Here is a 25,927-nt window from a genome sequence, read left to right as displayed (position 1 = left end):
GTTATTATCAGATACATCATAAAAATCGATTATAGTTTTATTCCTTTTGGAAGTTTTCCGTCTGGACTAATAAGTGCCGCAGAGAATTCATCAGTAAACATGTTGCGAATTAATCCGTCCACATTTTCTTTTGTTACAGTGTTTACACTTTCAATAATCTCATCAAGTGAACGATGTTTACGAAGAAGCAATTCATTTTTACCGTTACGACTCATACGGCTATTTGTACTTTCTAAACTTAACATTAAGTTTCCTTTTAATTGCTCTTTACTATTCATAAGCTCTTTTTCTGTAATACCTGTATTTTTCAATGTCTCTAATGTTTCTTGCATTGTTTCATACAGTGTATCTAATTGTTGGCTACCTGTTCCACCGTAAAGTGTTAACATACCTGTATCTTCATAAGAAGAGTGGTAAGAAAATACCGAGTAAGCTAATCCACGTTGCTCACGTACTTCTTGGAATAAACGGCTACTCATGCTACCGCCTAAAACATTATTTAATACAATTAAGTTATAAATATCTTCGTGTCCCATTTGTAAGCCTTTATATCCTAGACATAAATGAGCTTGTTCCGTTTCCTTTTTACGGGCTACCTTATTGAAATGGAAAATTGGGCTATGTACTTGTTCACGGTTTGTTGTTCCTTCATAACTACCGAAATATTGCTCCACTGTTTGTAAAAATGCTTCATCAATATTTCCTGCAACTGATACAACTACATTTTCAGGTGTGTAATGATCTTTTATATATTGACGTAACGTATCACCTGTAAACGTATTAAGCGTTTCTTCTGTTCCTAAAATAGGATATCCAAGTGGATGCGTTTCATATGTTGCTTTCGTTAACATATCATGCACAATATCATCTGGCGCATCTTCGTACATTTTAATTTCTTCACATACGACATTCTTCTCTTTTTTCAGTTCTTCCTCATCAAATGTTGAATTAAAGAACATATCTGCTAAAACATCTAGAGCATATTTAGCATGCTCATCTAATACTTTTGCATAGTAACAAGTATATTCTTTTGAAGTAAATGCATTCACTTGACCACCAATGCTATCAAATGATTCTGCAATCTCTCGTGCACTACGTGTTTCTGTCCCTTTAAAGAACATATGCTCTAAAAAGTGAGAAATCCCATTATTTTTTTCATTTTCATTTCTTGATCCCGCATGGATCCAAATACCAATTGCAACCGATCTTACAGTTGGTATATTCTCCATAACTATTCTTACACCATTTTTACAAGTATATTTTTTAATCAAAAACTTTCCTCCTACTGCCAGTTTCTCTAAATAAAACGCTATTATTTAATGATAACAAGTTTAAGGATGAATGTCATGCAAATGTATTTAATCCACACGTTTTTCATCCAGTAATTCAGTTATATTCCCCACTTTATATCCTTGTTCCTTCAATTTTATAATCATTGTTTCTAAAGCCTCTGCTGTAGACGAAGTAGGATGCATTAATATGATAGCACCTGGATGTATTTTTCTCATTACTCTCTGCAATAGTACATCCGGCTCAGGTCGCTTCCAATCAATCGTATCTACAGTCCACATAATCGTTCCCATTTGAAAATCATCTGCAATCTTTACGACTTCATCTCGAAAGCTTCCACTCGGCGGGGCAAACCATCTTACTTTTTGATTCGTTGCTACTTCTATCATTCGATTTGTTTTTTGTAACTGATCTCGTATTTCATCTGACGATAACGTTTTCATATTAGGGTGTGTGTATGAGTGATTTCCAACTTCTTGTTTTGCATCGACAATCATTTTTGCAAATCGCAAATTTTCTTTCACCCAACGTCCTTCTAAAAAGAAAGTGGCCTTCACATCATGCTTTTTCAAGATTTCTAATATGCGAGGCAAATACTCATTTCCCCATGCCACATTTATTGTTAATCCTACCATCTTTTTATTTGGATGCCCTCTATAAATTGGAGCTGGTGATAAATCTTCCAAATGAACACTCGGTGAGACTTCTTTGAATTCAAGATATTTTTGATCAAATTCCTTTAGCTTCTTCATATTATTATACGATGCTTCAATATCCACTTGTCTTCCATTATATCCAGGTGTTGCCTTCCATATTTTATCAATCATCGCATTTTGAGGTGCAATCTCATACTGTTTTGCATGCTTTTGAATTTCTTCATGCAAGTTATCTTGTGCAAAAACAGAATAAGAGCCTAAACTGACATATAAAGAAAATATACATATGTATGCCAATATACGAACTTTCATATAAACCCTCCCAAATTAACTATATAAAAACATTTTCTTCTTATCTTTGTTAATTTGAGCGTTATAATGAAAACTATACCTATACCGACATAAAAATATATGAACATCATGTTTTTTACATAACAAAAAAAGCCAGTTTAACTGGCTTTTACTTATTGCTGCTCTTGTTTGTTTTCTTCTTTAGCAGCTTCTTTTTCTTGCTCTTCTTTTAGCAATACTTTTCTAGATAGATTTAAGCGACCTTGCTTGTCAATCTCGATAACTTTAACTGTAATTACATCACCGATTTTCACAACGTCTTCTACTTTACCTACACGCTCAAGTGCAAGTTCAGAAATATGAACTAATCCATCTTTACCGCTGAATAATTCAACGAAAGCACCAAATTTCTCAACACGTTTCACTTTTCCTTCGTAGATCTCACCTACTTGTACTTCGCGAACGATATCTTCGATAATCTTCTTAGCTTTGTCGTTCATTTCTTGATTTATTGATGAAATGAATACTGTACCATCTTGCTCGATGTCAATTTTAACGCCAGTTTCTTCAATAATTTTATTGATTTGTTTACCGCTTGGTCCAATAACGTCACGGATTTTATCTGGGTTGATTGTCATTGTAATAATCTTTGGAGCGTAAGCTGATAATTCAGTACGTGGCTCTGCAATAACAGATAACATATGATTTAGAATGTGCACACGACCAATTTTCGCTTGTTGTAATGCCTCTTCTAAAATCTCACGTGATAAACCATCGATTTTAATGTCCATTTGCAGCGCAGTTACACCTTGTGCTGTACCTGCTACTTTAAAGTCCATATCACCTAAATGATCTTCCATACCTTGAATATCAGATAAAATTGTGTAATGCTCACCAGATTTAACCAGACCCATTGCAATACCTGCAACTGGAGCTTTAAGTGGAACACCCGCATCCATCATTGCTAAAGTACTACCACAAATACTTGCTTGTGAAGTAGAACCATTTGATTCTAATACTTCAGATACAAGGCGTACTGTGTATGGGAAATCTTTTTCAGATGGAATTACAGGCTCAAGTGCGCGCTCTCCTAGTGCACCGTGACCAATTTCACGACGACCTGGTCCACGCATCGGTCTTGTTTCACCAACACTAAATGATGGGAAATTGTAATGGTGCATAAAGCGTTTTGATTCTTCTACACCAAGACCATCTAAAATTTGCACATCGCCTAATGCACCTAATGTACAAATACTTAATGCTTGTGTTTGTCCACGTGTGAATAAACCAGAACCGTGTGTACGAGATAAAATACCAACCTCTGATGCTAAAGGACGGATTTCGTCACCTTTACGGCCATCTGGGCGAATTTTTTCAACTGTAATAAGACGACGTACTTCTTCTTTTACAATTTTATATAAAATCTCATTTACTTGTCCTAATGTATCAGCGTCAGCTTCCTCAGCTTCGTAATGCTCAATTACACGCTTTTTCACTTCGTTAATTGCATCTTCACGTGCATGTTTCTCATGTACTTGAATTGCAGAATGCATATCCTTCTCAGCCATTTCACGTACAGCTTGATTAAGATCAGCGTCAACTTCATAAAGTTTCACTTCTGATTTCTCTTTACCTACAGCTTGTACAATCTCTTCTTGGAATGCAATTAAACGTTTAATTTCGTCATGACCAAACATAATTGCTTCTAACATTGTTTCTTCAGGCACTTGATCTGCTCCTGCTTCAACCATGTTAATCGCATCTTTCGTACCAGCTACAACTAAGTGGATATCACTTTGTTCTTGCTGTTCTACTGTTGGATTAATAACGAATTCGCCATTAATACGACCAACTGTCGCACCAGCGATTGGACCTTCAAATGGAATATCTGAAATCGATAACGCTAATGAAGAACCAAGCATAGCTGCCATTTCAGAAGAACAATCTTGATCAACACTCATTACAATGCTGACAACTTGTACTTCGTTACGGAAACCATCTGCGAATAGCGGACGAATTGGACGGTCGATTAAACGACTTGCCAAAATTGCTTTTTCACTTGGACGACCTTCACGCTTAATAAAACCGCCAGGAATTTTTCCGACTGCATATAAACGCTCTTCATAGTTTACTGTAAGTGGGAAAAAATCTACATTTTTAGCTTCTTTTGATGCAGTTGCTGTAGATAGAACCGCTGTATCGCCATATCTTACTAATACTGCTCCGTTCGCTTGTTTGGCAAGCTGACCAGTTTCAACTGTTAGCTGGCGACCAGCTAAATCTATCGAGAAGACTTGCTTTTCTTGACTCATTTAAGTACCCCTCTCAATTTAAAGTATTCAATTCTTCTATGTAAATGGATAGTATATCACAATATTCTACCTCTAGTATTGCCTAAAATTAAGTAAGCTATAAAGCGTAGAAGATATATTTTTACCTAACAAAAAAGCGGGAATATTCCCGCTTCTTTGACTATCGACGTAAGCCAAGCTTTGTGATTAATTCACGGTAACGTGTGATATCGCTATTACGAAGGTAAGTTAGTAAATTACGACGTTTACCAACCATCTTTAATAGACCACGACGTGAATGATGATCTTTCTTGTGAGTACGTAAGTGCTCGTTTAGAGTGTTAATTTGCTCCGTTAGGACAGCAATTTGAACCTCTGGAGAACCAGTATCAGTCTCATGAGTTCTAAATTGTGCAATGATTTCATTTTTACGCTCTTGTGTTAAAGCCATCCTATTTCACCTCCTATTAATTAAACCCCCAATTACCTAGCAAGCGTCGGTGAGTCGCAATGCCAAGCAATGGTTGTCATAAAGTACATAACATAGAATACTACTTTTCATTTGAAAAAGCAAGTATATTCTTTTCGCTCGCAAAATATTCTTGTGCTGTTTTCTTATCTTTTGCGATTTGTTCAACTAACTCATCAATGCCATTGAATTTCTTCTCTTCTCTTATACGCATATGCCACTCTACTGTAACATTTTGATCGTATATATCTTTGTTAAATTCAAATAAGTGCACTTCAATTGATAATTGACGCTCATCTTCTTTAAAAGTCGGTTTATATCCAATATTACATACACCATCGTACCATTCATCGTGAACTTTTAATCTCACTGCATAAACACCTACAGGTGGCAATAAATACTCATCACTTAAACCTACATTAGCTGTTGGAAAACCAATTTGACGCCCACGTTTGTCGCCGTGTATAACTGTTCCCGCTACAGTATAGGCTCTACCTAAAATAGATGGAATTTGTTCCATTTCGCCATTTCGAATTAACTTTCGTAATGCTGTAGAACTTACTTTCTCTTCTTGAAATTCAACTTTTTCAATCACAGTCTGTGTAAACTCCCCTCTTGCATGAAATGGTAAAGTCTCCATCTTTCCTTTTCCTAAACGTCCATATGAATAATCAAACCCTGCTACTACATGCTTTACATTTAAACCAATAATATAATCATCTACAAATTGTTGTGGTAATAACCCTGCAAATGATTCATCAAATTTAATCACATATAATATATCGATTCCTAAGCTTTCGACTATTTTTTCTTTATCACGCATTGGTGTAATATACTCCACATGCGCATCCTTTTTCCCTAAAACAACAGATGGATGAGGATGAAATGTCATAACTGCACTTTTATATCCTCGGTCGTCCGCTATTTTTTTCGCAGTTCGAATTACACATTGATGTCCTAAATGAATGCCATCAAAAAATCCTAATGCCATTACAGTAGGTGGTAATTCTAATTTATTTTGTTCATGTGGATGAGTTAAATGAATAAGTTTCACGCTTGAATTCACCTTTTTCTGTAATAATCCTTCCAATAATTCATTATAGCTTTAGTTCTTGATTATTCACAAGTACTTTCATCGGCTTTAACATGCCAGGATGTTTCGGATGATGTTCATAAATTGCTAAGCAACGATCATTTTTATCAAACACTGTAATAAATGGTGCTGTTATTTCTAATTCATTCTTTAAGAACATACCATTCTTGATTTTCTCTGCTTGCTTTTCATCTACAACCATTTTTGGAAACTTACTTAATGCTTCATCAATTGAAATGAAGATAGACTCTACTGTTCCATTTTGCACGTTTTCTTCAATTTCTTCAAATGATATGCAATCTTCTAATAAAAATTCACCAGATGCCGTTCTTACAAGGTGAGACATATGTGATGGGAAACCAAGTTTCTCCCCGATCATTACCGCTAACGTTCTTACATATGTTCCTTTACTACACGTTACACGGAAACGGAATGAAATATTTTCTCCTTCAAAAACTTCACGGTCATCAAGTAATACGAATTCATGAATCGTAATTGTACGAACTGGACGTTCCACCTCTTGTCCTGCTCTTGCATATTCATATAATTTTTTCCCGTTTACTTTTACAGCTGAGAACATTGGTGGCATTTGTTCAATCGTGCCTGTTAATTCCGCTAGTACCTCTTCTACTTCTTTACGTGTAATAACACGGTTTACATCTTGTTTCTCCACAACTTCACCAGATGCATCTTCTGTTGTTGTTGAAAACCCTAATGTTACTTCACCTTCATATGTTTTCGTTTCACTTGTTAAAAATTGTGCAATCTTCGTTGCTCTCCCCACACAAAGTGGTAATACTCCCGTTACATCTGGGTCTAATGTTCCCGTATGACCAATTCTCTTTTCTCGCAATATCTTTCTTAATTTAAATACACAATCATGTGATGTCATGCCTTTTGGCTTATGTAATAATACTACACCTTCCATATATGTTCACCTCATCATAATTCTTTCGTAGTAAATATCCAAAACTTATTTTGCATTGAAAAAATGGATAGACAAATGTCTATCCATTATTCTTCACGTTTACCGTCTTTATTAATTTCATGTAAAAGTGTATCAATTCGATGACCATATCCGATAGACTCATCAAACTCAAAGGTAATTTCCGGTGTTTTACGAAGACGAATACGTTGGCCAATTTCTGAACGAATAAAGCCTTTTGCCTTCGCTAAACCTTTTAACGTATTTTCTTTCTGTTCTTCGTCACCTAAAACAGAAATATATACTTTGGCAATTTGCAAATCACCACTCACTTGTACATCTGTTACTGTAACAAATCCGATACGTGGGTCTTTAATTTTACGACTAATGATGTCGCCTAATTCTTTTTTCATTTGCTCGCCTACACGGTTTGCACGTAATTTCATAACTCTTCACCTCATTCAATACCATTCCAATTGTGTTATCGTACGTTCAATTTCAGGAAATGAATCGATGTACTCCAGTACACGATTCATTTCTTTTTCACAGATAACACGATTTGAGGATACGGAAACAATCGCAATTTCTGTACGTTGCCATACATCTTGATGCCCAACTTCAGAAACAGCTACATTATAGCGCTGTTTCACACGAGTTAGCACTCGTTGCAAAATTGCCCGTTTCTCTTTTAAAGAATGCACATCGTAAATCATACACTCGAATGAGAGTGAAGCGACAATCATCGCTTCACTTCTTCCATAACGTATGCTTCAATGATGTCCCCTTCTTTAAGGTCATTATATCTCTCAATTGTAATACCACACTCATAGTTTTGTGCAACTTCTTTTACGTCGTCTTTGAAACGTTTTAACGTATCAAGTTGTCCTTCGAAAATTACGATACCATCGCGGATAATACGAACGCCACTATCGCGTGTAATTTTACCGTCAATTACGTAACAACCTGCGATTGTTCCAACTTTTGTTACCTTGAATGTTTGACGAACTTCCGCTTGACCGATTACTTTTTCTTCGAATTCTGGATCCAGCATACCTTGCATTGCTAATTCAATTTCTTCGATTACTTTGTAGATAATGCGGTGTAAGCGAACATCAACGTTCTCTAATTCAGCTGTACGCTTCGCGTTCACATCCGGACGTACGTTAAATCCAATTACAATTGCATTAGATGCAGAAGCTAAAATGATATCAGATTCTGTAATCGCACCTACACCAGTGTGAATGATTTTAACTTTTACGCCTTCAACATCAATTTTACGAAGTGACGCTGCCATCGCTTCAACAGAACCTTGTACGTCTGCTTTTACGATTAAGTTGATTTCTTTTACATCGCTCTCTTGGATTTGTTGGAATAAATCTTCAAGGCTTAATTTAGATTTCTCACCACGTTGTGCAACTAACGCTTCTTGTGCACGTGATTCACCGATTTGACGAGCTTTCTTCTCATCAGCGAATGCCATGAAACGATCTCCAGCTTGTGGTACTTCATTTAAACCTGTAATTTCAACAGGAGTTGATGGACCAGCAACTTTTACACGACGACCAATATCACTTACCATTGCACGAACACGCCCGAATGAAGTTCCAACAACGATTGGATCTCCAACTCGAAGTGTACCGTTTTGAACTAATAATGTCGCGATAGTTCCTTTACCTTTATCAAGCTGTGCTTCAATTACAGTACCCGTTGCATAACGATTTGGGTTTGCTTTATATTCTTCTACTTCACTTACAAGAAGAATCATCTCTAGCAAGTTGTCAATTCCCTCGCCTTGGATTGCAGAAATTGGTACGAAAATTGTATCTCCGCCCCAAGCTTCTGGAACTAATTCATATTCTGTTAATTCTTGCATTACACGATCAGGATTCGCCGCTGGTTTATCCATTTTATTCACAGCAACAATAATTGGTACTCCAGCTGCTTTTGCATGGCTAATCGCTTCAACTGTTTGAGGCATAACACCGTCATCAGCTGCAACAACAAGGATTGTAATATCAGTTACTTGCGCACCACGAGCACGCATCGTTGTAAATGCCGCGTGACCAGGCGTATCTAAGAATGTAATTTTCTTATCATTTACTTCAACTTGGTATGCACCAATATGCTGAGTAATTCCACCCGCTTCGCCAGCAGTTACTTTTGAATTACGAATTGAGTCAAGTAATGTTGTTTTACCATGGTCAACGTGTCCCATAATCGTAACAACAGCTGGACGCTCTTTTAAGTTTTCTTCATCATCTTGCTCATCAATGAATGTTTCAAACTCAGTTTCACTTACAACTACTTCTTCTTCTACTTCAATACCGTAATCAGTAGCAATTAACTCAATTGTATCTTTATCCAAGTCTTGGTTAATTGTTGCCATAATTCCAAGCATGAAGAGCTTTTTAATAATTTCAGATGGCTCTTTACTTAACTTTTTAGCAAGTTCACCTACTGTAAGGCTTCCAGAGAAAGTAATTTTATCTGGCGTTTCTACTATTTGCGTTTGTTGTCTTCCAGCAAAGTTATCTTGACGTTTGTCTTCATTTCCTTTGCCTTTTTTCTTTTTCTTATTGCTGTTCTTTTTACTGCGAACAACTTTCTCTTCTACTTCAAACTCATCTGCAACAGAAGGTTTTTCCGCTCCAGTGTTATATTCATTATCTAATTTATTTACTACTTCATCTTCTAACATTGTCATATGATTCGAAACCTCGATATTCATCTCTTTAAGTTTTGTCATAAGATCTTTACTTGAGATATTATTTTTTTTTGCATATTCATGTACTCGAATTTTACTCATACCTTCACCCCCGGTAATTTGTATCGAGCATGCTACGTAGCTTTTTCGCAAAGCCTTCATCTAACACAGCTACAACGACTCGCTCGTCTCTCCCAATCGCATGCCCTAATTGTTGTCGATTTTCGACTTTTTTCATTGGTACGTTGTAGTACGTCGTTTTATCAGTGATACGTTTAGTAGTGTTCGCTGACGCATCTTCAGAAAGCAATACGAGCTTTGCTTTACCACTTCGTACTTCTTTTAAAACGAGTTCTTCACCCGAAATGATTTTTCGAGCGCGATTTGCTAGTCCTAAAAACGATTTCCAATCGGACACTTATTTCGACTCCTTCTCAACAAGCTCAAGAAGCTCTTCGTACAGAGAACTGTCGATTTTCGCTTTTAGATGATGTTCCAAAATGTTTTTCTTTTGGGCTTGCATAATGCATTCTTTATCTTTTGACAAATATGCACCTCGTCCTGATTTTTTTCCAGATAAATCAATAGACACTTCGCCCTCTTTGGAACGAACAATGCGAACGAGCTCTCGTTTTGATTTCATCTCTTGCGTCGCGATACATTTTCGTAACGGAACTTTTCGATTGCTCATACTCATCACCTCTATTCGATTTCGTCTTCAACTGAATCGAATCCGAATGCGATTACGCTATCTTCTTCTGTTACAATTCCAAGTTGTTTCGCATCAGACTCACTTTTAATATCAATTTTCCAGCCTGTTAATTTAGCTGCAAGACGCGCATTTTGTCCACGCTTACCGATAGCTAATGATAGCTGGTGGTCTGGAACAACAACAGTTGTTGCTTTTTCATCTTCATCTACAAGTACTTTAACAACTTGTGATGGGCTTAAAGCATTTGCAACATATTCAACTGGATCATTTGACCAGCGAACGATGTCAATCTTTTCACCTTTTAGTTCATCTACAACACGTTGTACACGTTGTCCTTTCGGTCCTACGCAAGAACCAACTGGATCAACATCAATGTTTTCTGCATGCACAGAGATTTTAGAACGATCTCCTGCTTCGCGCGCTACAGAGCGAATTTCTACAGTTCCATCATAAATTTCTGGAACTTCCATTTCGAATAAACGTTTTAAAAGACCAGGATGTGTACGTGATACGTAAATTTGTGGTCCTTTTGTTGTCTTTTCTACTTTTGTAATAAATACGCGAATACGATCATGTGGCTTATATTGCTCATTTGGCATTTGCTCACTTACAGGTAATAAAGCTTCTACTTTACCTAAGCTTACGTAGATGAAACGAGCATCTTGGCGTTGTACAATACCAACCATAATGTCTTCTTCACGATCACTAAATTCTGAGTAAATAACACCACGTTCTGCTTCACGAACTCGTTGTGTTACAACTTGTTTTGCAGTTTGCGCTGCAATACGACCAAAATCTTTTGGCGTTACTTCAATTTCTAGTACGTCGCCATCTTGGTAGTTTGGATTAATTTGTCTTGCCTCTTCTACAGAGATTTCAAGACGTGGATCAAACACATTATCAACAACGTCCTTACGTGCTAAAACTTGAATTGTTCCCACTTCTGGGTTAAAGCTCACACGAACGTTTTGTGCTTGGTTAAAATTGCGTTTATAAGCAGAGATTAACGCTGCTTCAATCGCATCAATAATAATATCTTTACTAATACCTTTTTCTGACTCTAATACGAGCAAAGCATCTAACAACTCAGTGCTCATGAAGATCCCCCTTCTTACTAAAACGTAACAGCAAGTCGCGCATTTGCAACTTTATCCATTGGAATTTGGATTTCTTTTTTACGTGTTTTAATTGTTAATAGTAGTGTAATTGTAGTACCGTCGTAGGAAAGTAACTTTCCTTCAAACATCTTTTCGCCATCAATCGGCTCATATGTTTTTATTGCCACTTGTTTTCCTACCGCTTGCTGGAAGTCTTTCTCTTTCTTTAATGGGCGTTCTGCTCCAGGAGATGATACATCCAAAAAGTAAAGGTGAGGAATTGGATCCTCTTTATCTAAAGCTTCGCTTAAACGTTCACTTACCGCACCGCATTCTTCAATGTCGACTCCCTTTTCAGAATCGATGAATACGCGTAAGAACCAGTCTTGTCCTTCTTTCACATACTCTACATCTACAAGTTCAAGATTTAACTCTTCAACGATTGGCTGCGCAAATGCTTCTACAACTTCTGTGACTTTCTTATCCATAAACAGCCTCCTTCCTGCCGCCATGTACCATTTACAAGAAAAGATCCCGTTCATAAAGACGGTCTATCTTATTCTTTCTCGTTAGCTAACAAAAGCCCCTGCCGTTAAGCAGGGAATATCTGTCTTAGTATTACCAAATTTAAGAAGTAAAACTTGTAACAAAATATGTATATACGACAGAAATGTCTTTACTATCTACATGAATAAAATGTAGATAGTAACACGAAAGAGTGGGTTTCCCCACTCTCTTTTTCACAAAATATACATGACATGGTTATCTCGGTTTATAGTATACCATAGCAAATATTGATTTGCAAAGACTTTTCCTACCTATTAGAACAGTGATAATTGGTTTTGATCCGGCAAATCTCCTAAACAACCTTGGCTATCTAAATACTCAATAATTGTTTTCGAAACCTTACTTCGTTGCTGTAAGTCTTCTTTTGATAAGAAGTCTCCATTTTTGCGCGCTTCCACAATACTTAAGGCTGCGTTCGTACCAAGACCAGGCACTGCATTAAACGGAGGGATTAATGAGTCCCCATCAATAATAAATTCCGTTGCATGCGAACGGTATAAATCAACCTTTTGGAATGAGTATCCACGCTCACACATTTCAAGTGTCATTTCTAGTACCGTTAATAAACTCTTCTCTTTCGGCGCAGCATCGAGTCCCTTTTGAGCAATTTCATCAATTCTTGCACGTATAGATGCTGAACCTTTCGCCATCGCCTCTACATCAAAATCATCTGCACGGACTGTAAAATATGCCGCATAGAATAAAAGTGCAAAATGTACTTTAAAGTATGCGATACGCACAGCCATAAGTACGTAAGCAGCCGCATGGGCTTTAGGGAACATATATTTAATCTTCTTACATGAATCAATATACCAACCTGGTACATTATTACCTTTCATGTCATCTTCCCATTCTTCCGGTACACCTTTACCTTTACGAACCGACTCCATGATTTTGAAGGCTAATGATGGATCTAAACCTTGATAGATTAAATATACCATGATGTCATCACGACAACCGATAACTTCACTCAGCGTACATGTACCGTTATAAATTAACTCATTTGCATTACCCAGCCATACGTCAGTACCATGTGACAGCCCAGAAATTTGGACCAATTCTGAGAATGTCGTTGGTTTTGTCTCTTCTAACATCTGTCTTACGAATTTCGTACCGAATTCTGGGATACCAAGTGTACCTGTTTTACAGTTAATTTGTTCTTCCGTTACCCCTAACGTTTCTGGACCAGAGAAAATTTTCATTACCTCTGGATCATCCGTTGGGATTGTTTTCGGATCAATACCACTTAAATCTTGTAACATACGAATAACGGTCGGATCATCGTGTCCTAGTATATCAAGTTTCAATAAATTATCATGAATCGAGTGGAAGTCAAAATGCGTTGTTCTCCACTCAGCACCAATTGAATCAGCAGGAAACTGTATTGGGGAGAAATCAAAGATATCCATGTAATCTGGCACAACGATAATACCACCTGGATGCTGTCCAGTTGTACGTTTTACCCCTGTACATCCCGCTACTAAGCGGTCAATCTCTGCATTCCGAATTGTTAAATTGTGATCATTTGCATAACCTTTTACATATCCATAAGCTGTTTTTTCCGCAACTGTACCAATCGTTCCAGCACGGTATACATAATCTTCACCGAACAGTACTTTCGTATAGTTATGTGCACGTGGTTGGTATTCCCCGGAGAAGTTCAAATCGATATCAGGTACCTTATCTCCTTTGAATCCAAGGAACGTTTCGAATGGGATATCATGTCCATCTTTTACATATGCCACATTACATGTCGGACAATCTTTATCTGGTAAGTCGAAACCAGAGCCTACCGAACCATCATTAAAGAATTCAGATTGCTTGCATTTTGGACAGACATAGTGTGGTGGTAATGGGTTTACTTCTGTAATTTCCATCATCGTTGCAACGAACGATGAACCTACTGAACCACGCGAACCTACTAGATATCCGTCGACTAACGATTTTTTCACAAGCTTATGTGAGATTAAATAAATAACGGCAAATCCATGTCCAATAATACTTTTCAATTCTTTTTCTAAGCGAGCCTCTACAATTTCTGGTAGTTCTTCACCGTATATACTGCGTGCCATTTTATAACTCATATCACGTGTTTCATCATCGGCACCCTCAATTTTCGGTGTATATAGATCATCTTTTACCGGACGAACATCACCAATTAATGACGCAACTTTTTGTGTATTCGTTACAACAACTTCTTTCGCTTTGTCCTCACCTAAAAATGAAAAACACTCTAGCATTTCATCAGTTGTACGGAAATGTACTGGCGGTAATGAATGTCGATTTAACGGATTTGCCCCGCCCTGTGAACTAACTAAAATTTTACGATACATTGCATCTTCTGGATCTAAGTAATGCACGTTCCCTGTAGCGACAACTGGTTTATCTAACGTCTCACCTAGTTTTACTAAGTTAGAGATAATTGTTTTTAATTGTCCTTCATCTCGAACGAGTTCACGCTCTACTAAATGACGCAACACCTCTGGAGGCATTACTTCAATGTAATCATAGAACTGTGCAATTTCTTCTACCTCTTCAGGAGCTTTTTGCATCATTGCCTCAAATACTTCACCTTTATCACAAGCCGTTCCTACTAAAATTCCTTCACGGTATTTTTTTAATAGTGACCTCGGTACTCGTGGTACACGGTAAAAGTAATTAAGGTGAGAATATGAAACAAGTTTATATAAATTTTTCAACCCAACATCTGATGTGGCAAGTAACGTCATATGACTTGGACGGCCACGCTTATACGCATCCCCTTGTCCCATGCTATCATTTAATTGATCGTGATATTCAAATCCCTTTTCAATTACATCTTTCAACATTTTCACAAGTAAATATCCCGTCGCTTCTGTATCATAAATCGCACGGTGATGTTGCGTTAATTCAATATCAAGTTTTTTACACATCGTATTTAATCGATGATTTTTCATTTCTGGGAATAAGAATCGTGCAAGTTCTAACGTATCAATAACGGGGTTATTCGTTTTTTCTAACCCAGCCTTTTTAAAACCTACGTTAATAAAGCCCATATCAAAGCTTGCATTATGGGCAACAAGTGTATGGTCACCCATCCATTCCTCAAATTTTTTAAACACTTCGTCCACTTCTGGTGCATCAGTTAACATATCATCTGTAATACCTGTTAATTCAATAATCGTCGCTGATAATGGTTGATGTGGATTTGCGAAAGATTCAAAGCGATCAATGATTTCGCCACCCTTTACTTTTACGGCAGCCAACTCAATGACTGTGTCGTATACAGCTGATAAACCTGTCGTCTCAACATCGAAAACAACATACGTTTCCTCCGCAAGTAAACGATGCGCCTCGTTATACGCTATCGGTACACCATCATTAACTAAATTCGCTTCTACACCGTATATAACTTTAACTCCAGCTTTTTTCCCCGCAGAATATGCCTCCGGGAACGACTGAGCCACAGCATGGTCTGTAACCGCAATAGCTTCATGTCCCCATTTACCAGCTTGGGCAACAAGCCTAGAAACAGGAGTAACAGCATCCATTTGGCTCATCGGAGTGTGAAGATGAAGTTCTACACGCTTTTCGCCTTCTGGCGCTTTATCTTTACGAGACGGCCCTGTTATTTCATTAATATCATTTGCAATCATTACTAAATCTCGAACGAATGTATCGTTTTGAACAGAACCACGCGCTTTCACCCACATTCCTTTTTTCAAGGATTGCAGCATTGGAATATCTTCTTTGTCACGCGAGAACATTTTGATCATAATAGAATCCGTATAATCCGTTATTTTTAAAGTTAATAACGTACGCCCACTACGAAGCTCTTTTGTTTCTACATGGAAGACATATCCTTGAACCGTTTTTCTTCTTTCTTCATCTTGAATTTCTCGCATCGGTGTAATCTCTTCATCCGGCTTAATAAGATACCCGAGTGTAATCGGTCCTTCATGCACAACGCTACTTTCTTCAGCTTGCTTCTTCGCCATTTCTTCCATAGCTTGTATAACACGCTCGCGGTCTTCTTGCTGAGTTTGCTCACGAAACTTTTGCATTTCTTCTGCATTTTGCTGTATATGTGTGTCTAACTGGAAACGCGGGAATCCAAAAACTTCGTATTGATCCCCCACTGGTTTCGCAACGTTTTTCTTTAAAGCAGTAGACTCCAACTCGTTATTTACATTTATCAACAACTTCACTCCATTCACCTGCGGAAGTTGCTTCTTTAAGTACGCGAACATGGGTGAAAATGTAATTCGTTCCGTACAAAGTGGCCAATACGCCCTTACTTCTTCTTCTGTAAATTGTTTATTCTCTGTTTCTAATGCAAATGTTGTTCTTGCAATATGAGAAAATGATTGCTTAAGCTTTGTTTCTAGCAATTCATATAATTCTGTAGGCAAAATACGTGGCACTTGTAAATCAAAATGCCAACTTTTATTCGCTTTATCAATAACGAGCCTTTCAATACCACCGCCTTGTAAATATTGATTTATAAGGTCGTCTGGTATTTGCAACTGCTGGAGCAAAATTTGAAATCGCTCTTGTTGTTCATTTGTTAAAGACATAAGCACTCTCCTTCCATTTGCTATTATAAATTGAAACGTACTACAAAGAAAGATTTCTTCCTTCTTCTTTTACAAAATACGTTTACAAAGAAAGAGAAGGTACCCCATTACGAGGTACCTCTTCTTATTTTAAAATATTTGTAATATATGTTTGAAGTTCTTCTACTTTTACTTCTTCAGACTCACCTGTAGCACGTACTTTCACTTCTACAATACCTTCGTCTGCTTTTTTACCAACTGTAACGCGAACTGGAAGACCGAATAAATCTGCATCTGCAAACTTAACACCTGCACGTTCTGCACGATCGTCTAATAACACTTCATAGCCTTGTTCTTGTAATGAGTTGTAGATATTTTCACCCATTTCACGTTGTGCATCAGATTTCATATTTACTGGAATTACATGCACATGGAATGGTGCTACAGCTTTTGGCCAAACTAAGCCGTTCTCATCGTTAAACTGCTCTGCAATTGCTGCCACTGTACGAGATACACCGATACCGTAACAACCCATAATAAGTGGTTGTGTTTTTCCGTTTTCATCTAGGAATGTCGCGTTCATTGCTTCACTATAACGAGTTCCTAATTTGAATACATGACCAACTTCAATTCCGCGTGCGAAAAGAATTGTTCCGTTTCCATCTGGAGATTGGTCTCCTTCTTGAATGAAGCGTAAATCTGTATATTGACTTACTTTAAAGTCACGTTCTGGATTTACATTTACATAATGGAATCCTTCTTCGTTCGCTCCTGAACATCCGTTAACAATTGATGCTACAGCGTGATCAGCAATAATTTCAATATCACCTGTTACACCAATCGGCCCTAATGAACCAATTTCACAATTTAATAATTCTTTTACTTCTTCATGAGAAGCAAGCTCAACAACTGAAGCGCCGTATACATTTTTCACTTTCACATCGTTTACTTCGTGATCACCACGAACAAGTACAACTACTAATTTCTCATCTACTTTAAATACCATAGACTTAATGCACTTGTCAGCTACAATGTTTAAGAATGCAGATACTTCTTCAATTGCTTTTTGGTCTGGTGTTGCTACTTTTTCAAGAGCTTTTTCTGCTTCGTCACTCTTCGTATACGTATCTACAACAGGAGCCATTTCGATGTTTGCTGCATAATCAGATGTGTCAGAGTATGCAATTGTATCTTCACCAACATCAGATAATACCATAAATTCATGTGTATCTTTTCCGCCCATTGCTCCAGAATCAGCAATAACTGCACGGAAATTCAAGCCACAACGAGCAAAAATGTTAGAGTATGCTTTATATAAGCGATCGTATACTTCATCTAAGCTCTCTTGTGTAGCATGGAAAGAGTATGCATCTTTCATTAGAAACTCTCTTCCACGTAATAAACCGAAACGAGGTCTTTGCTCATCACGGAATTTTGTTTGAATTTGGTATAATGTTAACGGTAATTTTTTATATGATTTCACTTCATCACGCACAAGATCCGTAATTACTTCCTCATGTGTCGCTCCTAATGCGAATTCACGAGCGTTACGATCTTTCATACGCATTAATTCAGATCCGTATGAATACCAACGACCTGATTCTTGCCATAATTCTGCAGCTTGCATAGCTGGCATTAATAATTCTACAGCTCCTGCACGCTCCATTTCTTCTCGAACGATACGTTCTACTTTGTGTAATACTTTTAATCCAAATGGTAGAAAACTATAAATACCAGAAGCATTTTGACGCATAAAACCTGCGCGAAGTAATAATTGATGACTCTTAATTTCAGCATCAGCTGGAACTTCACGTAATGTAGGACTGAATACCATACTTTGTTTCATTTATTTGCACCTCTTCATTTTACTCTTACACGCAGTAAAACCCCTCACCTCGAATTAGGTGAGGGATTTTATTCTACGAGCTCTATTTCATTATTAGTTTCATTCTATTTTACAAGAAAAACTTACGAATGTCATTCCATGTTACAACTAACATTAATAACATTAATAATGCAAAACCAATAAAATGAACCATTCCTTCTTTTTGACGGTCAATTGGTTTCCCTCGTAACGCTTCAATTAAGAAGAAGAATAAACGGCCACCATCTAAAGCAGGAACTGGTAATAAATTAAATAAACCAAGATTAATGCTTAGAACTGCCGCTAAACTTAGTACACGCGTAAATCCATAATCTACAACTTGATCTGTTAGATTATAAATTCCTACTGGACCTGACAACTCATTAATAGAAAATTGACCAGTTACTAATTTCACAAGAGATTCAAAAATTAGTTTCGTCCATTGGTACGTTTGTTCAAATCCTGATTTAATAGAACCCATTACTGTTTTCTCTACAGGAGAATAAACACCAATTCTACCAACTTCGTCTTTTCCTTCTTTATCAAGTGTTGGCGTTACTTTCACATTAAACTGTTCATTATCACGCTTTACTTGTAACGTAATTTCTTTATTCGGGTTTTCACGTACAATAGTAACAACATCTTTCCATGTACTTGTGTTTTTCCCATCAATCGCTTGAATTGTATCATTCTCTTTCAGGCCAGCTTGCTGTGCTGCACTATTATCCATCACTTTTCCGACCATTGGTTTGTCAATAGGAACCCCTTGTACAAATCCAAGAATCACAAAAATAACAAATGCTAAAATGAAGTTCATTGCAGGACCCGCAAAGATTGTTAAAGCGCGTTGACCCAATTTTTTAGAGCCAAATTGCCTGTTATATGGAGCAATTTGAATTTCTTCTCCAGCAGTAATGATGCGAGCCTTTTCATTCACTCGGAATGTTTGAAGCTCTTCCTCATACTCTTCATAGCCTGAAATCGTTAGATTATGCTCTAAATCAGCTTGTTCGACTTCAATAACACGAACATTTGGATATTTTTCATATCCATCAAAAACTAATTTCACAGCTTCGTCTTTTTCATTTAGCACAAGGCCAACCTTTTTCCCTGGCTTTAACTCAACTGTGTCTGCATCCTCGCCAGCCATTCTTACATAGCCACCCAGAGGCAGTAATCGAATCGTATACACCGTTTCATTCTTTTCAAATGAGAATATTTTCGGACCAAAACCAATCGCAAACTCGCGGCATAAAATGCCTGCTCTTTTCGCGAAGTATAGATGCCCTAGCTCATGGAAAAATACGAGTGCACCGAAAATTAATATAAAGGCAATCGCTGTATTCAATTCCATAACCACCTTTGCTAAATTTGTTCCATCACAAACCGTCTTGTGGCTGCATCAATTTCCAGAATTTCCTCTAAGCTCGGACGTGCAATGACATTGTGATGGTTCATTGCTTTTTCAATGAGGTCTTCCACTGTTAAGAAACCAATTCTCTTTTGTAAAAAAGCTTCAACAGCTACTTCATTCGCTGCGTTCATTACAGCTGGCATACTTCCACCAGCTTTTCCAGCTTCATACGCAAAACGTAAACAACGGAATCGTTCTTGGTCCATTTTCTCAAAATGCAACGTCCCTATTTCCCATAAGTTTAACTGTTTTGTGTCTGAAAGAGGCAATCTATCAGGATATGTAAGTGCGTATTGAATTGGTACTCGCATATCAGGTGAACCAAGCTGCGCCATTACACTACGATCTTCAAATTCAACCATAGAATGGATAATACTTTCTTTATGTAAAACAACATCGATTTGCTCATAAGGGATACCAAAAAGCCAATGTGCTTCAATTACTTCTAGTCCCTTATTCATCATTGTAGCAGAATCAATTGTAATTTTCGAACCCATTGACCAGTTTGGATGTCGAAGCGCATCTTCTACGGTCACATGATGCAATTCATCTCTCGTTTTATCACGGAAACTTCCACCAGAAGCCGTTATAATAAGACGAGAAATTCTTTTTTCATTTTCACCATTCAAGCATTGAAAAATAGCCGAATGTTCACTATCTACTGGAAGTAACGAAACATTATGTTTTCGCGCTGCTTCCATTACAAGATGTCCTGCAGTTACTAACGTTTCTTTATTTGCAATTCCAATTGTTTTTTTCGCCTCAATCGCACGAAGTGTCGGTAACAACCCTACGCTACCTACAACAGCATTTACTACAATCTCCGCATCTGGATGTAATGCTACTTCTAAAAGTCCTTCACTACCATATACAATTTTTGTATTACCAGAAACAGTTTGTAATTTTAAAACATCTTCCTCTCTTTGCACAGAGACGATTTGCGGAGAAAATTCTTGAATTACCTTTACTGCGTAGTCAATATTTTTCCCTACAGAAAAAGCAACGAGACGGAATTGGTCTGGGTGCGAGCGTAATACATCTAAAGTTTGTGTACCAATCGATCCGCTTGCACCTAATAAACTAATGTTTTTCATGACTCCAACCCCTCGTTCATTTATTAATTGTATTGTAATAAGAAGTAGAGAATTGGTAAAACGAATAACCAACTATCTGTTCGATCTAATATACCACCATGCCCAGGTAAAATTGTACCTGAATCCTTTACGCCATAATGACGTTTAAAAGCAGATTGTACTAAATCACCAATTTGTCCAAAAATAGAAATGATAATTGTCAGCACAATTAAAATTACTACATTCGATTCGACTGGGAAGAACACGTTGTAAACAAGTGCCACAATAATTCCACAAACGATGCCGCCTAATGAACCTTCAATCGTTTTATTTGGACTAATTTCTGGCCACAATTTTCTCTTGCCTAATGCTTTTCCTACGAAATATGCGCCTGAATCAGTAGCCCATATAACAAATAATGCACAAAACACATATTTAATTCCTAATATTCTCGTTTCATTTAAATATAAGAATCCCATTGCTACATATGTCGTTGCCATTAGTAAAAATGAAGCATTATCAAAAGTAAATGTATTCTTAGAAAGGACTGTATATGATAAAAGTAATAAAACAATCACAAATGTGATTTCCAATTTACCTAATCCAATCCATGTAAACAGTTCTGATGCACTACTTGGAATTAAAAGAATCCACAATAATACTGCAGCTAAAACTGTCGGTACTGAAATAAGCGTAAGCTTATTCATACGAATTAATTCATATAAACCTATAGAAGCAAGTGCATACACTAAAACCGTAAAAGGCACGCCACCGTATATTACGATGGGAATGAATAGCGCGGCAGCAACCACTCCAGTAATAATTCTCTGTTTCACTACCAAACCCTCTCTTTCTACACGCCTCCGAATCTGCGCCCTCTATGTTGAAAGTCAGTAATCGCATTTAGCAAATGTTCTTCTTTGAAGTCTGGCCAATACACATCCGTAAACCAAAACTCCGAATATGCAATTTGCCATAACATGAAATTACTAATACGTAGCTCTCCGCTTGTTCGGATTAACAACTCTGGATCGGGTAAAGAACTCGTCATTAAGTAGGAGGAAAGCATTTCTTCACTTACCTCTTCAGAACGAATTTTTCCTTCCTCATTATCTTTCATCATATGTTGCACAGCAGAAACGATTTCATCTCGACTTCCATAGTTTAACGCGAAATTAAGAATTAATCCCGTATTCTCTTTCGTATCTTCCATGGCTTTCTCCATCGCTCTGCGTGTATGCGTAGGAAGACGATCTTTTTGCCCTATTACTCGGACTTGTACGTTTTCTTCAATCAATTCTGGTAAAAATGTACCTAGAAATTCTTCTGGAAGCTTCATTAAATAATTAACTTCCTTTTTCGGTCTTTTCCAGTTCTCAGTTGAAAAAGCATAAAGAGTTAACACTTTCACATTAAGTTTACTTGCAAATTTTGTAATTTTCTTTACAACTTGCATACCTTCATGATGTCCCGCAATACGAGGCATTGCTCTCCTCTTTGCCCATCTTCCATTCCCATCCATAATGATGGCAATATGTTCTGGGATATATCCTTTTTTCACTTCTTCAACGAGATGATCAAACGATGTGTCCTTTTTACCTTTAAAAAAAGGAAAGTTTTTAAACATCATTCATACCCTCCAACAAGCAGACGTATGCCTAAAAGTGTAAAAAGACCCCCTTAAGAAGAGGGTCATATTTGCGAAGTTATCGCTATTACACTTCCATGATTTCTTTTTCTTTGTTTTTTGCGATTTCGTCAACTTTTGCAATATATTTATCTGTTTCTTTTTGGATATCTTCAGTATATCCTCTTAAATCATCTTCTGTAATCTCGCCAGCTTTTTCAAGCTTCTTAAGATCATCATTTCCGTCACGACGTACGTTACGAACAGCTACTTTTGCTTCTTCAGCATATTTTTTCACAACTTTAACAAGATCACGACGACGCTCTTCTGTTAATGCAGGGAATGCAATACGAATTACAGTTCCATCATTAGAAGGGTTTAAGCCTAAATCTGCTTTTAAAATTGCTTTTTCGATATCACCGATAGAAGTTTTATCATAAGGTTGAATTACAAGTAAACGTGCTTCTGGAACTGTAATGTTCGCTAATTGCACAACTGGTGTTGGTGCACCATAGTAATCAACTTGTACCTTATCTAATACAGACGAGCTTGCACGACCAGCGCGAACTGTTGCTAATTCACGAGAATAAGCAGCAACTGCTTTTTCCATTTTTTCATTTGAAGACTTCAATACTTGTTGTCCCATATTTATTTCCCCCTTACAACTGTTCCAATATTTTCGCCTAAAACGGCACGTTTAATATTACCTTTTTCCATAACTGAGAATACAATTAATGGAATATCATTATCCATACATAGAGAAGAAGCTGTAGAATCCATTACACCTAAACCTTCTTTTAATACATCTAAGTAAGTAAGCGTTTCGTATTTCGTAGCTGTTGGGTCAATAGATGGATCTGCGCTATATACGCCATCCACATTATTTTTTGCCATTAAAATAACGTCTGCTTCGATTTCCGCTGCACGTAATGCTGCTGTTGTATCTGTAGAGAAGTATGGATTACCTGTACCTGCTGCAAAGATAACAACACGTTTTTTCTCTAAGTGACGAACTGCTTTACGGCGAATGTAAGGCTCTGCCACTTGACGCATCTCAATTGAAGTTTGTACACGAGTTTGGATTCCAATATTCTCCAAGCTATCTTGAAGAGCTAATGAATTCATAACTGTAGCTAACATGCCCATGTAATCTGCTCCTGCACGATCCATGCCCATTTCACTTCCAATTTTCCCACGCCAAATGTTACCGCCACCAACAACAACAGCAACCTCTACATCAAGTTCTGCAATTTCTTTTACTTGTTCTGCAACTGACTTAATAACAGTTGGATTAATTCCAAATCCTTGCTCTCCAGCTAAAGCTTCTCCACTTAGCTTTAAAACGACACGATTATATTTCGGTTTACTCATAATGAACCTCCAATTGCTTACATCTTTATTTTAAAAAAGGGAACACAATGTGTTCCCTAATCTGTATTAGTTACTACCTTTTACTTGGTTCATTACTTCTTCAGCAAAGTTGTCTTCGCGTTTTTCGATACCTTCACCAACAGCGTAGCGAACGAATCCTTTTAATGTTCCGCCTTTAGACTCAACGAACTGACGAACTTTCATATCAGGGTTTTTAACGAATGCTTGGTCAAGTAAGCAAATCTCTTCGAAGAATTTGCCTAGACGGCCTTCAACCATTTTTGCAACGATTTTTTCAGGCTTGCCTTCGTTTAATGCTTGTTGTGTTAATACTTGACGCTCATGCTCAACTTCTTCAGCTGTTACAGCATCGCGGTCGATGTATTTAGGGTTAACTGCAGCGATGTGCATTGCAACATCTTTAGCAGCAGCTTCATCAGTAGAACCTTCAAGAACTGTTAATACACCAATGCGTCCACCCATGTGTAGATAAGCGCCGAATGCATCTGCATCAGTTTTTGATACGATTTCGAAACGACGAAGTGTAAGTTTTTCACCAATTTTAGCGATTGCTTCGTTGATGTGCTCTTCAACGTTTTTACCGTTTTCCATTGTTTGAGCCATAGCTTCTTCAACGTTAGCTGGTTTGTTAGTTAATAAGTGAGCAGCTAATTCTTTAATTAGTGCTTGGAAACCTTCGTTTTTCGCAACGAAATCAGTTTCAGAGTTTAATTCTAAGATTAAAGCGTCGTTACCGTTTGTTTCGATGAAAGTTAAACCTTCAGCAGCAATGCGGTCTGCTTTTTTAGCAGCTTTCGCAATACCTTTTTCGCGTAAGAAGTCAATTGCCTTCTCCATGTCGCCGTTAGTTTCTGTTAAAGCTTTTTTGCAGTCCATCATACCTGCGCCAGTTTTTTCACGTAATTCTTTTACCATTTGAGCAGTGATTGCCATATTTTTCATCCTCCTAAAATATGTATTTATACCTTTTATAAAGGTGTTTATACCTTAAAAAAGGTGATAAAAGGCCGAACCCCTTATCACCTTTCCAACTTTGTTACGCAGTAACAGTTTCTTCACCTTGTTTTGCTTCAAGGATCGCGTCTGCCATTTTAGATGTAAGAAGTTTTACAGCACGAATTGCATCATCGTTTGCTGGGATAACGTGATCGATTTCGTCTGGATCACAGTTTGTATCAACGATACCGATGATTGGAATGTGTAATTTGCGTGCTTCAGCAACTGCAATACGCTCTTTACGAGGGTCTACTACGAATAATGCACTTGGAAGACCTTTCATATCTTTAATACCGCCTAAGAATTTCTCAAGACGCTCTAACTCTTTTTTAAGTTGAACAACTTCTTTCTTAGGAAGTACTTCGAAAGTACCATCTTCTTGCATTCTTTCGATGTCTTTAAGACGCTTGATACGCTTTTGGATTGTTTGGAAGTTTGTTAAAGTTCCACCTAACCAACGTTGGTTAACGAAGTACATACCAGCACGAGTTGCTTCTTCTTTAATAGCTTCTTGTGCTTGTTTTTTAGTACCTACGAATAAGATGTCTCCACCTTCAGCAGCGATGTCGCGCATCGTTCTGTAAGCTTCCTCAACTTTTTTCACAGTTTTTTGTAAGTCGATGATGTAGATACCGTTACGCTCTGTGAAAATGTAACGCTTCATTTTTGGGTTCCAACGACGAGTTTGATGTCCGAAATGAACACCAGCTTCAAGCAATTGCTTCATAGAAATTACTGACATAATATAGTTCCTCCTAAATGGTTTTTGATATCCTCCGTTTACTTCATCTCTAAGCGAAACTACAAACGTAGCACCAACACTTAAATCAGTAAACGTGTGTACTTTGTACTGACACCACTGCTTACTATATCATACTGAAATATTACAATCAAGTCGAAAATGCGAACAATGTAAAACTTTCTTTGTTCA

23 protein-coding genes are annotated in these 25,927 nt (G+C 37.4%); all 23 read right to left on the bottom strand.

The window, feature by feature from the left end; translation table 11 throughout:
• Window positions 1-29: 29 nt before the first annotated feature.
• The 23 genes from ACQRBL_RS18855 to rpsB all read right to left on the bottom strand — a co-directional run bounded on the left by ACQRBL_RS18855 (window position 30) and on the right by rpsB (window position 25,738).
• A complete protein-coding gene (locus ACQRBL_RS18855; RefSeq protein ID WP_000593001.1) occupies window positions 30-1,271 on the bottom strand; it encodes a M16 family metallopeptidase in 1,242 nt (413 codons plus the stop codon).
• An 87-nt stretch (window positions 1,272-1,358) separates the two neighbouring features.
• Window positions 1,359-2,258, bottom strand: a complete 900-nt coding sequence (locus ACQRBL_RS18850) for a polysaccharide deacetylase family protein (protein WP_053563762.1) — start codon at window positions 2,256-2,258, stop codon at window positions 1,359-1,361.
• A 152-nt stretch (window positions 2,259-2,410) separates the two neighbouring features.
• On the bottom strand, window positions 2,411-4,549 hold the full coding sequence (gene pnp / locus ACQRBL_RS18845) for a polyribonucleotide nucleotidyltransferase (RefSeq protein ID WP_411996006.1): 2,139 nt from the start codon (window positions 4,547-4,549) through the stop codon (window positions 2,411-2,413).
• Between the two features lie 160 nt (window positions 4,550-4,709).
• The gene (rpsO, locus tag ACQRBL_RS18840) at window positions 4,710-4,979 is read right to left on the bottom strand and encodes a 30S ribosomal protein S15 (protein WP_001229392.1); all 270 of its coding nucleotides are present in this window, start codon (window positions 4,977-4,979) and stop codon (window positions 4,710-4,712) included.
• A 100-nt stretch (window positions 4,980-5,079) separates the two neighbouring features.
• Window positions 5,080-6,051, bottom strand: coding sequence for a bifunctional riboflavin kinase/FAD synthetase (gene ribF, locus ACQRBL_RS18835; protein WP_000766703.1), 972 nt, complete (start codon window positions 6,049-6,051; stop codon window positions 5,080-5,082).
• Between the two features lie 43 nt (window positions 6,052-6,094).
• Window positions 6,095-7,018 carry a tRNA pseudouridine(55) synthase TruB gene (gene truB, locus ACQRBL_RS18830; protein WP_000399362.1) on the bottom strand — a complete coding sequence of 308 codons (924 nt, stop codon included), beginning with the start codon at window positions 7,016-7,018 and terminating at the stop codon, window positions 6,095-6,097.
• Window positions 7,019-7,104: 86 nt separating this feature from the next.
• Window positions 7,105-7,461 (bottom strand): 30S ribosome-binding factor RbfA, encoded by a 357-nt coding sequence (gene rbfA, locus ACQRBL_RS18825; protein WP_000776437.1) that lies wholly within the window; start codon window positions 7,459-7,461, stop codon window positions 7,105-7,107.
• 15 nt (window positions 7,462-7,476) lie between these two features.
• A complete protein-coding gene (locus tag ACQRBL_RS18820) occupies window positions 7,477-7,758 on the bottom strand; it encodes a DUF503 domain-containing protein (RefSeq protein ID WP_000634349.1) in 282 nt (93 codons plus the stop codon).
• The gene (gene infB, locus ACQRBL_RS18815; RefSeq protein ID WP_000036347.1) at window positions 7,755-9,821 is read right to left on the bottom strand and encodes a translation initiation factor IF-2; all 2,067 of its coding nucleotides are present in this window, start codon (window positions 9,819-9,821) and stop codon (window positions 7,755-7,757) included. Before infB ends, ACQRBL_RS18820 begins: the two co-directional genes overlap by 4 nt.
• Before the next feature lie 4 nt (window positions 9,822-9,825).
• Entirely contained in the window at window positions 9,826-10,137 is a 312-nt protein-coding gene (locus ACQRBL_RS18810) for a YlxQ family RNA-binding protein (protein WP_001286522.1), read from the bottom strand.
• Window positions 10,138-10,410 (bottom strand): RNase P modulator RnpM, encoded by a 273-nt coding sequence (rnpM, locus tag ACQRBL_RS18805; protein ID WP_000071125.1) that lies wholly within the window; start codon window positions 10,408-10,410, stop codon window positions 10,138-10,140. It lies immediately after the preceding gene.
• 11 nt (window positions 10,411-10,421) lie between these two features.
• On the bottom strand, window positions 10,422-11,528 hold the full coding sequence (nusA, locus tag ACQRBL_RS18800; protein WP_000102598.1) for a transcription termination factor NusA: 1,107 nt from the start codon (window positions 11,526-11,528) through the stop codon (window positions 10,422-10,424).
• Window positions 11,529-11,545: 17 nt separating this feature from the next.
• Window positions 11,546-12,016 (bottom strand): ribosome maturation factor RimP, encoded by a 471-nt coding sequence (gene rimP / locus ACQRBL_RS18795; protein ID WP_000359095.1) that lies wholly within the window; start codon window positions 12,014-12,016, stop codon window positions 11,546-11,548.
• 333 nt (window positions 12,017-12,349) lie between these two features.
• Window positions 12,350-16,651, bottom strand: a complete 4,302-nt coding sequence (locus ACQRBL_RS18790) for a PolC-type DNA polymerase III (RefSeq protein WP_000060002.1) — start codon at window positions 16,649-16,651, stop codon at window positions 12,350-12,352.
• 124 nt (window positions 16,652-16,775) lie between these two features.
• Window positions 16,776-18,476: a proline--tRNA ligase gene (locus ACQRBL_RS18785; protein ID WP_411996005.1), complete on the bottom strand. Its 1,701-nt coding sequence runs from the start codon at window positions 18,474-18,476 to the stop codon at window positions 16,776-16,778.
• Window positions 18,477-18,585: 109 nt separating this feature from the next.
• Window positions 18,586-19,842, bottom strand: coding sequence for an RIP metalloprotease RseP (gene rseP, locus ACQRBL_RS18780; RefSeq protein WP_001090233.1), 1,257 nt, complete (start codon window positions 19,840-19,842; stop codon window positions 18,586-18,588).
• A gap of 17 nt (window positions 19,843-19,859) precedes the next feature.
• Complete coding sequence (dxr, locus tag ACQRBL_RS18775; protein WP_000790379.1) at window positions 19,860-21,002, bottom strand: 1-deoxy-D-xylulose-5-phosphate reductoisomerase; 1,143 nt, start codon at window positions 21,000-21,002, stop codon at window positions 19,860-19,862.
• A 23-nt stretch (window positions 21,003-21,025) separates the two neighbouring features.
• Window positions 21,026-21,817 (bottom strand): phosphatidate cytidylyltransferase, encoded by a 792-nt coding sequence (cdsA, locus tag ACQRBL_RS18770; RefSeq protein ID WP_000813592.1) that lies wholly within the window; start codon window positions 21,815-21,817, stop codon window positions 21,026-21,028.
• Between the two features lie 17 nt (window positions 21,818-21,834).
• The gene (gene uppS, locus ACQRBL_RS18765) at window positions 21,835-22,611 is read right to left on the bottom strand and encodes an isoprenyl transferase (RefSeq protein WP_411996004.1); all 777 of its coding nucleotides are present in this window, start codon (window positions 22,609-22,611) and stop codon (window positions 21,835-21,837) included.
• Between the two features lie 85 nt (window positions 22,612-22,696).
• Window positions 22,697-23,254: a ribosome recycling factor gene (gene frr / locus ACQRBL_RS18760; protein ID WP_000531505.1), complete on the bottom strand. Its 558-nt coding sequence runs from the start codon at window positions 23,252-23,254 to the stop codon at window positions 22,697-22,699.
• Between the two features lie 2 nt (window positions 23,255-23,256).
• Complete coding sequence (pyrH, locus tag ACQRBL_RS18755) at window positions 23,257-23,979, bottom strand: UMP kinase (protein ID WP_000042669.1); 723 nt, start codon at window positions 23,977-23,979, stop codon at window positions 23,257-23,259.
• Between the two features lie 66 nt (window positions 23,980-24,045).
• Entirely contained in the window at window positions 24,046-24,933 is an 888-nt protein-coding gene (gene tsf, locus ACQRBL_RS18750; RefSeq protein ID WP_001018577.1) for a translation elongation factor Ts, read from the bottom strand.
• 103 nt (window positions 24,934-25,036) lie between these two features.
• A complete protein-coding gene (gene rpsB, locus ACQRBL_RS18745) occupies window positions 25,037-25,738 on the bottom strand; it encodes a 30S ribosomal protein S2 (protein ID WP_000111485.1) in 702 nt (233 codons plus the stop codon).
• Window positions 25,739-25,927: the final 189 nt, after the last annotated feature.

It is taken from the genome of Bacillus sp. AF62, from assembly GCF_050312695.1.
Classification (GTDB): domain Bacteria; phylum Bacillota; class Bacilli; order Bacillales; family Bacillaceae_G; genus Bacillus_A; species Bacillus_A cereus.
Note: the sequence above shows the minus strand (reverse complement) of the source record. Positions and strands in the feature narration are given on the sequence as shown.

Coding starts and splice junctions, on each gene's coding strand:
- ACQRBL_RS18850 (WP_053563762.1), bottom strand. CDS start 2,258: ATGAAAGTTCGTATATTGGCATACATATGTATATTTTCTTTATATGTC.
- pnp (WP_411996006.1), bottom strand. CDS start 4,549: ATGAGTCAAGAAAAGCAAGTCTTCTCGATAGATTTAGCTGGTCGCCAG.
- rpsO (WP_001229392.1), bottom strand. CDS start 4,979: ATGGCTTTAACACAAGAGCGTAAAAATGAAATCATTGCACAATTTAGA.
- truB (WP_000399362.1), bottom strand. CDS start 7,018: ATGGAAGGTGTAGTATTATTACATAAGCCAAAAGGCATGACATCACAT.
- rbfA (WP_000776437.1), bottom strand. CDS start 7,461: ATGAAATTACGTGCAAACCGTGTAGGCGAGCAAATGAAAAAAGAATTA.
- ACQRBL_RS18820 (WP_000634349.1), bottom strand. CDS start 7,758: ATGATTGTCGCTTCACTCTCATTCGAGTGTATGATTTACGATGTGCAT.
- infB (WP_000036347.1), bottom strand. CDS start 9,821: ATGAGTAAAATTCGAGTACATGAATATGCAAAAAAAAATAATATCTCA.
- rnpM (WP_000071125.1), bottom strand. CDS start 10,410: ATGAGCAATCGAAAAGTTCCGTTACGAAAATGTATCGCGACGCAAGAG.
- nusA (WP_000102598.1), bottom strand. CDS start 11,528: ATGAGCACTGAGTTGTTAGATGCTTTGCTCGTATTAGAGTCAGAAAAA.
- rimP (WP_000359095.1), bottom strand. CDS start 12,016: ATGGATAAGAAAGTCACAGAAGTTGTAGAAGCATTTGCGCAGCCAATC.
- ACQRBL_RS18790 (WP_000060002.1), bottom strand. CDS start 16,651: ATGTCTTTAACAAATGAACAACAAGAGCGATTTCAAATTTTGCTCCAG.
- ACQRBL_RS18785 (WP_411996005.1), bottom strand. CDS start 18,476: ATGAAACAAAGTATGGTATTCAGTCCTACATTACGTGAAGTTCCAGCT.
- dxr (WP_000790379.1), bottom strand. CDS start 21,002: ATGAAAAACATTAGTTTATTAGGTGCAAGCGGATCGATTGGTACACAA.
- uppS (WP_411996004.1), bottom strand. CDS start 22,611: ATGATGTTTAAAAACTTTCCTTTTTTTAAAGGTAAAAAGGACACATCG.
- frr (WP_000531505.1), bottom strand. CDS start 23,254: ATGGGACAACAAGTATTGAAGTCTTCAAATGAAAAAATGGAAAAAGCA.
- pyrH (WP_000042669.1), bottom strand. CDS start 23,979: ATGAGTAAACCGAAATATAATCGTGTCGTTTTAAAGCTAAGTGGAGAA.
- tsf (WP_001018577.1), bottom strand. CDS start 24,933: ATGGCAATCACTGCTCAAATGGTAAAAGAATTACGTGAAAAAACTGGC.
- rpsB (WP_000111485.1), bottom strand. CDS start 25,738: ATGTCAGTAATTTCTATGAAGCAATTGCTTGAAGCTGGTGTTCATTTC.